The 13,039-nt window shown below is 56.9% G+C and carries 12 protein-coding genes; 3 read left to right on the top strand and 9 right to left on the bottom strand.

The features are described from left to right. Positions 1–12: 12 nt before the first annotated feature. From gss to IM284_RS19595, 6 genes are all read right to left on the bottom strand, one after another. Positions 13–1,875 carry a bifunctional glutathionylspermidine amidase/synthase gene (gss, locus tag IM284_RS19620; RefSeq protein WP_047367403.1) on the bottom strand — a complete coding sequence of 621 codons (1,863 nt, stop codon included), beginning with the start codon at positions 1,873–1,875 and terminating at the stop codon, positions 13–15. Positions 1,876–1,991: 116 nt separating this feature from the next. Then, entirely contained in the window at positions 1,992–2,963 is a 972-nt protein-coding gene (locus IM284_RS19615) for an ABC transporter ATP-binding protein (protein ID WP_028014402.1), read from the bottom strand. Further along, complete coding sequence (locus tag IM284_RS19610) at positions 2,960–3,934, bottom strand: ABC transporter ATP-binding protein (RefSeq protein WP_047367402.1); 975 nt, start codon at positions 3,932–3,934, stop codon at positions 2,960–2,962. Before IM284_RS19610 ends, IM284_RS19615 begins: the two co-directional genes overlap by 4 nt. After that, positions 3,927–4,772, bottom strand: coding sequence for an ABC transporter permease (locus tag IM284_RS19605; protein WP_045630648.1), 846 nt, complete (start codon positions 4,770–4,772; stop codon positions 3,927–3,929). The genes IM284_RS19610 and IM284_RS19605 overlap by 8 nt, the downstream gene beginning before the upstream one ends. A gap of 4 nt (positions 4,773–4,776) precedes the next feature. Beyond that, on the bottom strand, positions 4,777–5,730 hold the full coding sequence (locus IM284_RS19600) for an ABC transporter permease (protein ID WP_082131796.1): 954 nt from the start codon (positions 5,728–5,730) through the stop codon (positions 4,777–4,779). A gap of 44 nt (positions 5,731–5,774) precedes the next feature. Next, positions 5,775–7,364: an ABC transporter substrate-binding protein gene (locus tag IM284_RS19595; protein ID WP_047367401.1), complete on the bottom strand. Its 1,590-nt coding sequence runs from the start codon at positions 7,362–7,364 to the stop codon at positions 5,775–5,777. Between the two features lie 245 nt (positions 7,365–7,609). Here IM284_RS19595 and yghU point away from each other — a divergent pair, with 245 nt between their 5' ends. Both yghU and IM284_RS19585 read left to right on the top strand, forming a co-directional pair. Then, a complete protein-coding gene (gene yghU / locus IM284_RS19590) occupies positions 7,610–8,476 on the top strand; it encodes a glutathione-dependent disulfide-bond oxidoreductase (RefSeq protein ID WP_028014407.1) in 867 nt (288 codons plus the stop codon). A gap of 158 nt (positions 8,477–8,634) precedes the next feature. Next, a complete protein-coding gene (locus IM284_RS19585) occupies positions 8,635–8,967 on the top strand; it encodes a glycine zipper domain-containing protein (RefSeq protein WP_028014408.1) in 333 nt (110 codons plus the stop codon). Positions 8,968–9,016: 49 nt separating this feature from the next. On the opposite strand, the gene IM284_RS19580 is transcribed toward IM284_RS19585, so the two are convergent. Then, positions 9,017–10,564: a methyl-accepting chemotaxis protein gene (locus tag IM284_RS19580; protein ID WP_047367400.1), complete on the bottom strand. Its 1,548-nt coding sequence runs from the start codon at positions 10,562–10,564 to the stop codon at positions 9,017–9,019. A gap of 219 nt (positions 10,565–10,783) precedes the next feature. On the opposite strand from IM284_RS19580, the gene IM284_RS19575 reads away from it, so the two are divergent. Beyond that, positions 10,784–11,824 (top strand): aldo/keto reductase, encoded by a 1,041-nt coding sequence (locus IM284_RS19575; RefSeq protein WP_047367399.1) that lies wholly within the window; start codon positions 10,784–10,786, stop codon positions 11,822–11,824. A gap of 63 nt (positions 11,825–11,887) precedes the next feature. Here IM284_RS19575 and IM284_RS19570 read toward each other — a convergent pair whose 3' ends face one another. Together IM284_RS19570 and IM284_RS19565 are read right to left on the bottom strand one after the other, a co-directional pair. Then, positions 11,888–12,376, bottom strand: coding sequence for a TIGR00645 family protein (locus IM284_RS19570; protein WP_006811956.1), 489 nt, complete (start codon positions 12,374–12,376; stop codon positions 11,888–11,890). Positions 12,377–12,457: 81 nt separating this feature from the next. After that, positions 12,458–12,961 carry an ESA_00282 family adhesion-associated protein gene (locus IM284_RS19565; RefSeq protein WP_028014411.1) on the bottom strand — a complete coding sequence of 168 codons (504 nt, stop codon included), beginning with the start codon at positions 12,959–12,961 and terminating at the stop codon, positions 12,458–12,460. Positions 12,962–13,039 lie beyond the last annotated feature (78 nt).

The raw sequence follows: 13,039 nt of genomic DNA, 5'->3' as shown, positions 1-13,039 counted from the left end.
CGCAGATGCTCGTTACTTATCCTTCAGTACAATCAGCGGCTCGATATCGCTCTCTTTTTTCACCACCAGCGAGTCATCACCGCGCAGGCAGGTCCCGCCGTAATTTCCGCCCACGGTAAAGGTACAGACCTGAATGTACTTGCCGTCGACGTTTGGCAGGCACCAGAGCTGCTGGTAGATATTTTTGCGGTCAACAAACTTGCCGCTGGATTTATCCAGCAGCTCGTCCTGGGCGCTGATGAGATCGATATTGCTGCCGCAGCGTCCGGCAATCGGCTTGACGGCGTATCCGGTCTGCTTCAGCAGGTCGTTAACCTCAAAATCGGTGTCGAGCAGGTAACGGTGGTTCGGGAACAGCTGCCACAGTACCGGAAGAATCGCCTTGTTGCCGGGAATAACGGTCCACAGCGGTTCAAAGACCAGCACTTCCGGGCGCAGCAGAACATCAATCAGGCGCACTTCGCCCTCAGGATGCCCGGTGCGGATCGGCACGGCGGCGTATTCGGTTTCGCTGACCTCGCGGATCTGCTCTATCGCCGTCTCCCACGCCCAGGTTTTCCACACGCAGTTGACGTGGCGACCCTCGTCGTCAATCAGCTGCCCGGCAGCATCCCAGCTCAGGGCGCCAAGCCCGTGCAGAATTTTGGTTTCAAACCCGGCCTGCATCAGCGAGCGCTGGATAAAGAGCGCGTGATAGTCCTCTTCGACATCGTTGTCCTGCATGATGTGGACGAACGGCCGTGCGTGGCTATGCTTCCATGCGCCGGTCAGCTCTTCCAGCAGCCCTTCTGCCGGGTTATGCCCGCTGCCGCGATAGCCGTTTTTCACCCACTCTTCGAGAATTAGCCCGCCTTCAGTGTGGCAGGACGCGGAATCGGCGTTGTATTCGTAAACCTTAATGCCGCGCTCATCCATGCAAAAATCCATACGACCGGTGATCATATGGTGGCGACGCCATTGCCAGGAGAGGCGCAGGCGCGGCCAGAGGATTTTCGGGATGTCGAACAGCGCCAGCAGATTGTCGTCTTTCAGCACCTTGTCCGTCGCGTGCAGGTACATCAGGTGCAGTTCGTTGGTGGCCTTGATCAGCTCCTGCTCGGCGCTTTCGGTAATGGTGAAGTACTGGCAGGGATCTTTGTTGATCACATGGCCGTTGGCGCGGATATATGCCTGCTGCAGCGCGTCATTTTCGTTCAGCCATTTTCCGTCGAACTGACGTTTGTTTTTCAGCCGCGCACCGCGGATTTTCAGCAGTTCACCGTCCGGTTCAGGCTGGGGAATGCTGTGCTCCGTGTCGTCCGTCTGGATCATCCAGCCGAGAATTTCGGTATCGCTGAAGGTGTCATGAAGGGTATAGCAGCCATTCTCCACGGTCATGCGCAGCTCGCGCGTCCACTGCTGCCCGAGCGGCAGCGGCGAGTGAATCACGTTCTGCTCCGCAATACGCACCTTATCGTCGAGAAGCTGGGTGATCACCGCCACGTGGCCGGTCTCGTGAAACTCGCCGCCTTTTTGCCAGATCAGTAGCGCCCCGGCGCGCGGCGCGCGCTTCGAGCCGTTGGCAAAAGCCTGAAGGGGCAGAATGTTATCGTTCACCACCTGGCGCAAAAAGCGCAGGGAGAAGATTTCCCACGCCATGCCGACATCGGTAAACACGAAGCCATAGTTGAGGAACAGGAAACGGCGGGCGAACTCAACGCACTGCCACTTGTGGCCCATGTATTCATTGCCGATATAGCTGCGGAAATCCGCGTCTTCCGGGTATTTTCGCGGATCCAGACTGCCGTAATTCGATGAGTAAATCGCCACGCCACCCGGCGCATAACCTAACAATGTCCCGAATGGCGCATCACTGCTTAACTTTCCTTTACGCATGTATCCAACCTAAAACAGGCAGGCGGCAATTTTTTATGGGTTGTCGTCGTCTGCACGTTGTAATTAACCTGACAGAGGAGCGTTTATCATACACCTGCGCGACGCGTGAATAACATTTAAAACAACCAGCATGCCGCGAAATGCCCTGGCGCAATCTCCTGCATCGCAGGCTCCTGCGTCTGACAAACCGGCATGGCGTGCGGGCAGCGGCTGCAGAACTTACAGCCCGGCAGCACGGACGTGGGGCCGGGAATGTCGCCGCGCAGGGTGGCGTCTTCGAGATTGCGGATGCGCGGATCGGGCTGGGGAACCGCCGCCAGCAGCGCGCGGGTGTAAGGGTGTGCCGGGCGCTGATACAGTTCATTCGCCGGGGCCACCTCTACCAGTTTGCCGAGATACATCACCCCAATGCGGCTGGAGATATGGCGCACCATGGAGAGATCGTGGGCGATAAACAGATAGGTTAGCCCCAACTCCTGCTGCAGGTCCTGCAAAATATTCACCACCTGCGCCTGCACCGATACGTCCAGCGCCGAGAGCGGCTCATCACACAGCACAAATTCAGGATGCACGGACAACGCGCGGGCAATACTGATGCGCTGACGCTGCCCGCCGCTGAACTCATGCGGGAACCGTTCAAGGTGTTCGTGCTTCAGCCCCACTTTGTAGAGCAGCGTTTCCGTACGTTCTCGCTGTTCTTCGCGGCTGTAGCCGTGGATCTGCATCGGTTCGGCCACCAGCTGTCGTACCGTCATACCGGGGTTGAGCGAGGAGTAAGGATCCTGAAAAATTGCCTGCATCCGCTTACGCAGCGGCTTGAGCTCTCTTTCGCGGGCGTGGGCGATTGCCTGTCCGGCAAAGTGGATCTCGCCAGAGGTAATATCGAAAAGGCGCAGTATGGCGCGCCCGAGGGTGGATTTTCCGCAGCCGGACTCACCCACCAGGCCAAACGTCTCGCCGGGCTGGATATCAAAGCTCACGCCATCAACCGCCTTCACGGCCACGCCTTTACGCAGCAAACCGCCGTTGAGCGGATAGTGCTTGCGCAGATCGCGCACGCTCACTAATGGCGCCTGTTGTTCACTCATGCCTGAATCTCCTCGGCCCATAGCCAGCAGGCGGCGCGATGGCCCTCTCCGGCGGTGTAAAATGCGGGTTGCCGTTCACACTGGGGCATGCGCTTCGGGCAGCGTTCCGCAAATGGACAGCCCGGCGGCGGGTTAAGCAGGCCAGGCGGCGAACCTTCAATGGGCGATAAACGTTGATTCACCTCATCCGGGCGCGGCAGCGAGGCCAGCAGACCCTGGGTGTAAGGATGCGCAGGGCGATAAAAAATGTCCTCCACGCTCCCCTCCTCCATCACCAGGCCGCCGTACATCACCACCACGCGGCTGCAGACCTGCGCCACCACGCCGAGATCGTGGGTGATCAGCAAAATCGCGGTCCGGGTCTGCTGTTGCAGACTTTTCAGCAGGCGCAGGATCTGCGCCTGAATGGTCACGTCCAGCGCGGTGGTCGGCTCATCGGCAATAAGAAGCTTCGGATTACAGGAGAGCGCAATAGCGATCATCACCCGCTGGCGCATCCCGCCGCTGAACTCGTGGGGATACTGGTCGTATCGGCGTTCCGCTTCAGCAATGCCCACCTGATCCAGCATGGCTATTGCTGCCGCTTTGGCCGCTTTTTTCGACAGTTTTTTATTTCGCACCAGGATCTCAGACATCTGCTTGCCGATAGTGAGCACCGGGTTCAGGGCGGTCATCGGATCCTGAAAAATCATCGCGATCTCGTTGCCGCGAATGGCACGCATCTGCGCGGGCGTTTTCTGCGCCAGGTCCTCATTCTGGAAGCGAATGCTGCCGCCGGTTATCCGTCCGTTGCTCCCCAGAAGCTGGATAATCGACTTACAGGTGACGCTTTTCCCGCAGCCCGACTCGCCGACAATACCGACGAGTTCCCCCGGCTGAACCTGAAAGCTCACGCCACGCACCGCGTGAACCTCGCCCTCGCGGGTGCGGAACGTGGTTTGCAGGTTCTCAAGCGCTAATAAGTTACTCATCGCGATTTGCTCCCGGCTCAAAGGCGGTACGGAACACATCGCCCAGCACGTTAAAGCTGAACACCGTCAGCAGGATCAGAATGCCGGGGAACATCGCCAGCCACGACGCTTCGCCAATATAAGACTGGGCGTTGTTAAGCATGCTTCCCCATGATGCCGCCGGTGCCTGCACGCCCAGCCCTAAGAAGCTGAGCGTAGACTCCATCAGAATGGCCGAGGCGATATTCAGCGTGGCCGCCACGATAATGGTCGGCAGCACGCCGGGAATGATGTGGCGCACGATAATACGCAGCGGATGCGCTCCCGACGCGCGGGCATAAAGCACGTACTCGCGCTCTTTCACCGATAGGGTTTCAGCACGCACCAGACGCGACATGTTCATCCACGTCAGCAGGCTGATAATCAGAATGATGTTATCCACGCCCGGCTTGAGGTAAGCATTCACCACCAGCAGCAGGAAGAAGGCCGGAATGGCCATCAGGATATCCACGGCGCGCATCATCAGGTTATCCAGCCAGCCGCCAAAATAGCCGCTCACCGTTCCTACTACCGTGCCGATAAGCGTGGAAAAGAGCATGGCAAGAAAACCGACCATCAGGGAGATCTGGCCGCCATACAGCGCGCGGGTAAAGTAGTCGCGCCCGTATTCGTCGGTGCCGAACCAGTGCGCGGCATCCGGCGGCAACGTGCGCGCGCCGAGCGCCATCCGATCTGGATCGTACGGACTTAACCCCGCACAGAGCGCGGCGACAACGAAAATAAAAAGCACAAACAGGGAGAACTGCGCCGGACGGTTGCGGCGCAGCTGGTGACGAACCTGCTTCCAGCGTCTGCTCATCCGGTTACCTCAGCGTACGAATGCGGGGATCGGCGAAGCGATAAAGCACGTCAGCGATCAGGTTACCGACGATCAGCATTATCGACGAGAGCATGATGATCGCCATAATCAGCGGGTAGTCCAGCGAGGCGATCGACTGGATCCCGAGCAGCCCCATCCCCGGCCAGGAGAAGACGCTCTCGGTCACATAAGCTCCTATAATCAGCTCACCGAACGACAGGCCGAACAGGGTAATCACCGGCAGCAAGACGTTTTTCAGCACGTGGCGGAACAGAATACTGAAATGCGTGGCGCCGTAGGCAAGCTGGGTCTGTACGTAGTCGGCGGAGAGCTGCGAGATGGTGTTAGAACGGATGTAGCGCACGTAGCTGGAGAGGTTATAGAACGTGAGCGCAATACACGGCAGCACGCCGTGGCGCAGCAGATCCAGCCCGTTATCCTCCATGCCGATGGTGCGCATCCCCATGCTGGGGAACCAGTTAAGCTGCACGGCAAAAACGGTGATGAGCAAAATGCCGAACCAGAAAATCGGTACCGAGATGCCGATATAGGCAAACAGGTTCAGCAGGTGATCCAGCCAGCGGTGCTTAAATGCCCCCGCCAGCAGCCCCAGCGGGATCGCCAGCACGATAGCCATCAGCAGCGACGCCCCCATCAGCCCCAGCGTGGCCGGAATGCGTTCGCCGATCATCTCCAGCACCGGGCGGTGGTAAATCAACGAATAGCCGAGATCGCCCTGCAAAACGCTTTTCAGCCACAGGACGTACTGCGTGACCAGCGGCTTATCCAGCCCCAGGCTCTGGCGAATGCGCTCAATATCTTCCGGCGCCATACGCGGCGTGATGTACGCGGCCACGGGGTCGCCGGGCGCGAGCTTGACCAGCAAAAACGCCACCAGCGAAATAAAGAAAAGCATCGGCAACTGCAGCAGCAGCCGACGCGTGAGGAGTGTGTTCACGACGTGCCCTTAAAAGGCCCCGATCTTACGACCGGGGCAACAGCCTATTTTTGATAAATTTTTGACAGATCCTGGAACAGATAAACCGGCTTCGGCTCCGCTTCCTTCGTGCCGCCGAAGCGTTTATCCACGGCGACGGTCGCATTGGTGTAGGCGATCGGGTAGTAGGTCATCTCGTTCGCCACGGTCTGCTGAATTTGCTTGTAGATATCGGCACGTTTCGCGGCGTCGGTTTCCACGGCACCTTTATCCCACAGGGCATCAAACTGCGGATTTTTGTAGTGCGCGTAGTTATAGGCTTCGTTGCTCATGAACAGCGATTTGTAACCGTCCGGCTCTGATCCCATAATGTAGCCGCCCAGGTTCAGTTCCCACGCGGTGTTGTTCATATCAAGACTGCGCTGAGACATGGCGTTGGAGTCCAGCGGCATCAGCTCCACGTTCACCCCAATGCCCTTCAGCGCCTGCTGAATGTAGAGCGCCATGCTCTCCTGGGTTTTGTTGGTGTTCACATACGCCAGGCGCAGCTTGAGATTATCCGGCGCGCCGGACGTCTTCAGCAGGTCTTTGGCTTTTTGCAGATCGAATTTGTACTGTTCAACGTCATCCGTCTTGTAAAGCGTATCTGGCGTCAGGAACGAGGTTGCCGGTTTAGCGTAGTCCAGCGAGGTAAACGCGGTCTGAGTTAGCTCGTCTTTGTTGATGGCGTACGCGATGGCCTGACGCAGCGCTTTGCTCTTCATCACCGCCACGTTCTGGTTGAACGTCATATAGGCCAGGCGGCCCTCCGGATAGACCACGAAGTCGAACTTACCGGTATTTTTCAGGCGTTTCACATCCTGCGGGTCAACCATCTTAAGGTTGATTTCACCGTTTTGCAGCGCCAGGTTGGCGGCGTTGCTGTCTTTGGCGAAACGGTAGGTGACGGAATCGAGCTTCGGTTTGCCGTTCCAGTAATCGTCGAAGCGCGTAAGGGCATAATATTGCCCGGCGCGATACTCTTTAAATTTGAACGGCCCGGAACCGACCGGCGCATCGTTTTTGGTGCTCTTTTCCAGGTCGCCTTCACCGGCGAACACGTGCTGCGGGATCGGGTAGATCTGCACCAGGGTGCCGGTAAAGGCCGCGCTGACCTGCGGTAAGGTGAACTTAACGGTGCGCTCATCAACCTTGCTCACTTCAACAGGCTTGCCGCCGTAGGTAAACATGCTGCGGAAGAAGCTGTGCTGTTTGGCATCCAGCAGCTTATTGAAGGTGAAGACCACGTCGTCCGCCGTCAGCGGCTGGCCGTCCTGCCATTTTAGGTTGGGTTTTAGCGTCAGGGTGTAGCTCAGGTTGTCGGCAGAAGGCGTCAGGCTTTCCGCCAGGCCCCACTCAATGTTGCCGTTATTAAAGCTGTACAGCGGGGCATAAAGCGCCTGCATGATGGTTAATGTTGTGCGGTCGCTGGCGTAGAGCGGATTAACAGCTAACGGGTCGCCGGAGGTAATCCCGATAATGAGCGAACCGCCCTCTTTTGGCGCGTCGCTTTTTGCCGCCGCGGCCGAATTTGTCTCTTTATTTTTCGCATCATCACAGCCCGCCAGGCCTAACGCGAGCGAAACGACCACTGCCGATAACAGAAGCTTGCGCATCTCACTAACTCCTTGCCTTATAAAGTGTTTATTACTGCATCTTTTATTTATGTTGAAGCATCATATTCAGCTTTAGCGGTTTACGCATTAATTATGAAAATGCGATTTTCGATTAAGCTTATGCCGGATTTGATATATATAAGCAGCAGAAGGAATAGCGGTTAATTGCTTGCGCTCACAACGTTAAACGCTTCACAAATCTCCTGCTACACTGCCTCAACACATCACTAAAAAGGCAGGCCAACATGTCAGACAACACATATCAGCCACCAAAAGTATGGGAATGGAAAAAGAACGGCGGCGGCGCGTTCGCCAACATCAACCGTCCAATTTCCGGCGCAACGCATGAGAAGGATTTGCCCGTAGGCTCTCACCCGCTGCAGCTCTACTCGCTGGGCACACCGAACGGCCAGAAGGTGACGATCATGCTCGAAGAGCTATTGGCACTGGGCGTGACGGGCGCGGAATACGATGCGTGGTTGATCCGCATCGGCGAGGGCGATCAGTTCTCCAGCGGGTTTGTCGACGTGAACCCGAACTCGAAAATCCCGGCGCTGCGTGACCACTCCACGAACCCGCCAACGCGCGTCTTTGAATCCGGCAATATCCTGCTCTATCTGGCGGAGAAATTCGGCCACTTCCTGCCGAAAGATCCGGCGGGACGCACCGAGACGCTGAACTGGCTGTTCTGGCTCCAGGGCGCGGCACCGTTCCTCGGCGGCGGCTTTGGCCACTTCTACAACTATGCGCCAGTAAAAATCGAGTACGCGATTGACCGCTTCACCATGGAAGCTAAGCGCCTGTTCGACGTGCTGGATAAACAGCTGGCGCGCGGTCGCTACGTGGCGGGTGAGGAGTACACCATCGCGGATATGGCGATTTGGCCATGGTTCGGCTGCGTGGCGCTGGGCAGCGTTTATAACGCCGCCGAATTCCTGGATGCAGAGAAGTATACCAACGTCCAGCGCTGGGCGAAGGACGTGGCGAACCGCCATGCGGTTAAGCGCGGTCGCATCGTTAACCGCACCAGCGGCGAGCTGAACGAGCAGCTCCACGAACGCCACGCGGCGAGCGACTTCGATACCAATACGGAAGACAAGCGTCAGGCGTAACGTTTCGCCGGGCGGCTCCCCGCCCGGCAGCCGCGATCCTTGCCCAGGGCATGATTAGCCTAAAGGTTGAGTGGCTATTGCTGGCACTATCTGGACGTTTTTCTCACCTCAGAATGAGAAACGCCGTATCAACTGACAGCAGTCACAAAGGATCTGTTATGAGACTTATTAAAACAACGCTGGTTATCAGCGCCCTCATTTTTTCCACCTCTGGAATGGCCATCGACAAAACCGCCGCCGGCGCGGTAGCAGGTGCTGCTATTGGCGCAGCCACGGGCAAAGATCTGAAATCAACTGTGGGTGGTGCCGTGGTTGGCGCAGGCACGGGTGCAATGTTCAAAAACGGCGAAAAAGGCAAAGACGCACGTAAGGGCGGTGCCGTGGGTGCCGTCGTTGGCGCGGGCGCGGCTGCGGTGACGGGCAATAGCGTGCTGAAAGGCGCGGCCGTGGGTGCCGGCACGGGCGCGCTGATTGGTGAAGCGACGCACTAACAGCATCGGGAAAAGAAAGAAGTAAGGCCGCATCAGGCGGCCTGTTGTGTTATGCCGTCAGGCGGAACTTCTGCACCGAGCGTTGAAGCTCTTCGGTCTGGCGTTCCAGCGCCGCGGCTGCTGCGGAAACCTCTTCGACCAGCGAGGCGTTCTGCTGGGTGACGCCGTCCATCTGCGTAATGGCAATCCCGACCTGCGAAATGCCCTTACTTTGCTCCTCAGAAGCCGACGCGATTTGCTTCATAATGGTCGTCACCTCCGTCACGTCACGCAAAATCGCATCCATGGTGGTGCCCGTGTCGCTCACCAGCTGCGCACCCTGCTCTACGCGGGTCACGGAATCGGTAATCAGACCCTCAATTTCTTTTGCCGCATTGGCGCTGCGGCTTGCCAGGTTGCGGACTTCACCCGCTACCACGGCGAACCCACGCCCCTGCTCGCCCGCGCGCGCCGCTTCTACGGCCGCATTGAGCGCCAGAATATTGGTCTGGAAGGCAATGCTGTTGATGACGTTGGTGATTTCAGCAATTTTCTTCGAGCTTTCCGAAATACCGCTCATGGTGGTGACCACCTCTTCCACCAGCGAGCCGCCGCGGCTGGCGGTTATTGAGGCCACATCGGCAAGCTGGCTGGCCTGACGCGCGCTTTCGGCGTTCAGCTTCACGGTAGCGGTCAGCTGTTCCATGCTGGCCGCCGTCTCTTCCAGCGCGGCAGCCTGCTCTTCGGTACGGGAAGAGAGATCGTTGTTGCCGCTGGAGATCTCCGTCGCGCCGCGCCAGATATTCTCACTGCCGGAGCGAATGGTGCTGACCGCTTCACGCAGGCTGTCCTGCATGGCGCTCAGCAGCGGCACCAGCTGTCCCACGCAGTTGCGGCCGAAAGGCGCAATGGGCTGGCTGAGATCGCCCTGGGCAATCTGGCGGAACTGCTGACGAATGCGCTCCAGCGGTTTGACCAGCATCGCCACCAGGTAGCGGTCGGTAAAGAGCAGGATCAGCAGGCCGATAATGGTGGCGACGATAATAACCGTGCGGGTCATGCTGGTCAGGCCGTCGACCACCATGCGGGTGCTGTCGAGCGTCTTCGCGGCGGCATTATTGAACTTCTCGGCGGCGGCACCGAACGCACGGCTTAGCGGCGGCGTAACGTTGTTGGCCTGCTGGCGGTAGCCGTCCAGGGTCGCCTGCTTCGCCTGCTCCATTTGCGGCGTCACACCCTGTTCAAGCAGCGCCTGCCAGGTACCGATCACCTGCGCAGAGACCTGCTCATCCATTGGGCCAGGCGAGATCGCCTTCATTTCGGCCAGTTTCTTACCCATGTTGTCCAGCGCCTGTTGGGCAGAGGACAAATCCGGCGTGCCGCCAGCGGCTTTGACCTCCATGGCGCGGCTCAGACGGGTCACAAAGCGGAAATACTGATCGTTGCCCTGGCTGAGCACCATCATCTGTTTAACCAGCTGGCGATCGACTTCATTGCCGTCTGATACCCGTGACAGGGACCAGGTGCTGTACAGCCCGACGCCCGCCCACATTAAACAAAAAATCCCGAGGATCGTCAGCATAACGAAACGGATCGTGAAATTACGGAGCATATTCATAAGTCTTCCTTGCCGTGAGGGTGAATTCGCCCAGAGGCGAGTGCTACTCTCGTTATCGGCAGGGTGCAGGGAAATTATAACCTTTTGTGATTATTTTTAGTTAGCGTGGCTTCACAGGTCGCACAGCCACCGTTAACCCTTATCTTCGCACGACATGATGTGATAAGTTCAGAATGAAAACGACGTTTCAAAAAATCATCTATAAGATAAGGAGACATCATGTCCTGGTACCCTGACGCTACCCGCTACGAGAATATGCAGTACCGCTACTGTGGCAAGAGCGGCCTGCGCCTGCCCGCGCTGTCGCTGGGCCTGTGGCATAGCTTCGGCCACGTTCAGCCCCTTGACTCCCAGCGCGCGCTGCTGCGTAAAGCCTTCGATCTCGGGATTACCCATTTCGATCTTGCCAACAACTACGGACCGCCTGCGGGAAGCGCGGAAGAGAACTTTGGCCGCCTGCTGCGTGAGGACTTTGCCCGGTATCGCGACGAGCTGATTATCTCCACTAAAGCCGGTTACGACATGTGGCCAGGCCCGTACGGTTCAGGCGGCTCACGCAAGTATCTGCTCGCCAGTCTCGACCAGAGCCTGAAACGTATGGGCATCGAATACGTGGATATTTTCTATTCCCACCGCGTGGATGAAAATACGCCAATGGAAGAGACGGCCTCCGCGCTGGCTCATGCTGTTCAGAGTGGGAAAGCACTGTACGTGGGCATTTCCTCCTACTCTACCGAGCGCACACAAAAAATGGCCGCGCTGCTGCACGAGTGGAAGATCCCGCTGCTGATCCACCAGCCGTCCTATAACCTGCTTAACCGCTGGGTCGATAAGACCGGCTTGCTGGATACGCTGGAAGCAAACGGCACGGGGTGTATTGCCTTTACCCCGCTGGCGCAGGGTCTGCTGACCGGAAAATACCTGAACGGTATTCCGGAAGGTTCTCGCATGCAGCGCGAGGGGAACAAAGTGCGCGGCCTGACGCAGAAAATGCTGACGGAAGCTAACCTGAATAGCCTTCGTCTGCTTAATGAGATGGCGCAGGCGCGCGGGCAGACAATGGCGCAGATGGCGCTGAGCTGGCTGCTGAAAGATGCTCGCGTGACGTCAGTGCTGATTGGCGCGAGCCGCCCGGAACAGCTGGAGGAGAACGTTCAGGCGCTGGGTAATCTGCGCTTTACGGAAGATGAACTGACGCGGATTGACCAGCACGTGGCGGACGGGGAACTGAATTTGTGGCAGGCGTCGTCGGATAAATAGTGTGGTTCGATGCTTTCTCCCCTCACCCTAACCNNGGTTAGGGTGAGGGGAGAAATGTGTACCTTATTTCTTACTGATCTTATCCAGATACCCCATCACAAACGCCGACAGCACAAACGTCAGGTGGATAATCACATACCACATCAGCTTATTATCCGGGACGTTTTTCGCGTCCATAAACACGCGCAACAGGTGGATAGAGGAGATTGCCACTATAGATGCCGCAACTTTATTCTTCAGCGACGAGGCGTCCATTTTCCCCAGCCAGTTGAGCTTTTCTTTATGCTCGGCGATATCAAGCTGAGAGACGAAGTTCTCATAACCGGAGAACATCACCATCACCAGTAAGCCGCCCACCAGCGTCATATCCACCAGCGACAGCAGAACCAGAATTAAATCGGCTTCCGCCACGGAGAAAATGTTAGGCAATACGTGGAAAATCTCCTGGAAGAACTTGATCGTCAGGGCGACCAGCGCCAGGGAAAGACCGAAATAGACGGGTGCGAGCAGCCAGCGAGAGGCATACATTGCGTTTTCAAAGAAGCGTTCCATAAAATCCTGTCTGCAAACGAAACCAGCGCTCAGTATATCTCAACGGCGCTGACTGTTTGCAAGAACTAACCAGTACGCCACTCAGACGTCGTCCGGGTTAACCTCAGGACGCGCATACTCCGGCCAGACCAGCACCACCAGCTCCGGGTAGGCTTCTAGGCTAAACTCGCGAAAACACTGGCGAAGGTTTAATACGTCCAGGTCTGAATACGAAACCTTCTCACCGTTAAGACAGCGCTTTTTGATGTTGTCGTAATATTTATAAACCGCTGAATTCAGATCGCTACAGCGACGCTGCGCCTCAAACAGACCGGGCGTGTCATTAATTTCCGACATTTTCATGCGCTTAATTGTCGCGTGTAAGAAGTCGATATATTCATGATTCACCCGCCAGTACCAGACAGGCGTAACGGAGTTCATCAAAACAGAGAAATGATCTTCTCCTTCCTCTTTTGTCATCAGTTCAGATTGTGGCGGTTCACTGGTGTCTTTCGACACTTTCGTTTTATTGAACTCCTGCATCAATAAAAGCACACCAGCGGTCAGTAATAGTAATGTGATGACCGTAAAAAAGATGCTGTTCATGGGTTGGCTCCATTTTTTTTGATTTTAAAATTGCCTCATGATATTGTCAACGAATCTCACGCCTTTACCAACCCCACC

Source organism: Enterobacter cloacae complex sp. P12RS, from assembly GCF_014895875.1.
GTDB classification, from domain to species: Bacteria; Pseudomonadota; Gammaproteobacteria; order Enterobacterales; family Enterobacteriaceae; genus Enterobacter; species Enterobacter bugandensis.
This window is presented reverse-complemented; position numbering and strand designations above follow the sequence as displayed.

What these genes read in the sequence shown, in the direction of transcription:
- gss (WP_047367403.1), bottom strand. Translation starts at nt 1,875, where the DNA reads ATGCGTAAAGGAAAGTTAAGCAGTGATGCGCCATTCGGGACATTGTTA.
- IM284_RS19615 (WP_028014402.1), bottom strand. Translation starts at nt 2,963, where the DNA reads ATGAGTGAACAACAGGCGCCATTAGTGAGCGTGCGCGATCTGCGCAAG.
- IM284_RS19610 (WP_047367402.1), bottom strand. Translation starts at nt 3,934, where the DNA reads ATGAGTAACTTATTAGCGCTTGAGAACCTGCAAACCACGTTCCGCACC.
- IM284_RS19605 (WP_045630648.1), bottom strand. Translation starts at nt 4,772, where the DNA reads ATGAGCAGACGCTGGAAGCAGGTTCGTCACCAGCTGCGCCGCAACCGT.
- IM284_RS19595 (WP_047367401.1), bottom strand. Translation starts at nt 7,364, where the DNA reads ATGCGCAAGCTTCTGTTATCGGCAGTGGTCGTTTCGCTCGCGTTAGGC.
- yghU (WP_028014407.1), top strand. Translation starts at nt 7,610, where the DNA reads ATGTCAGACAACACATATCAGCCACCAAAAGTATGGGAATGGAAAAAG.
- IM284_RS19585 (WP_028014408.1), top strand. Translation starts at nt 8,635, where the DNA reads ATGAGACTTATTAAAACAACGCTGGTTATCAGCGCCCTCATTTTTTCC.
- IM284_RS19580 (WP_047367400.1), bottom strand. Translation starts at nt 10,564, where the DNA reads ATGAATATGCTCCGTAATTTCACGATCCGTTTCGTTATGCTGACGATC.
- IM284_RS19575 (WP_047367399.1), top strand. Translation starts at nt 10,784, where the DNA reads ATGTCCTGGTACCCTGACGCTACCCGCTACGAGAATATGCAGTACCGC.
- IM284_RS19570 (WP_006811956.1), bottom strand. Translation starts at nt 12,376, where the DNA reads ATGGAACGCTTCTTTGAAAACGCAATGTATGCCTCTCGCTGGCTGCTC.
- IM284_RS19565 (WP_028014411.1), bottom strand. Translation starts at nt 12,961, where the DNA reads ATGAACAGCATCTTTTTTACGGTCATCACATTACTATTACTGACCGCT.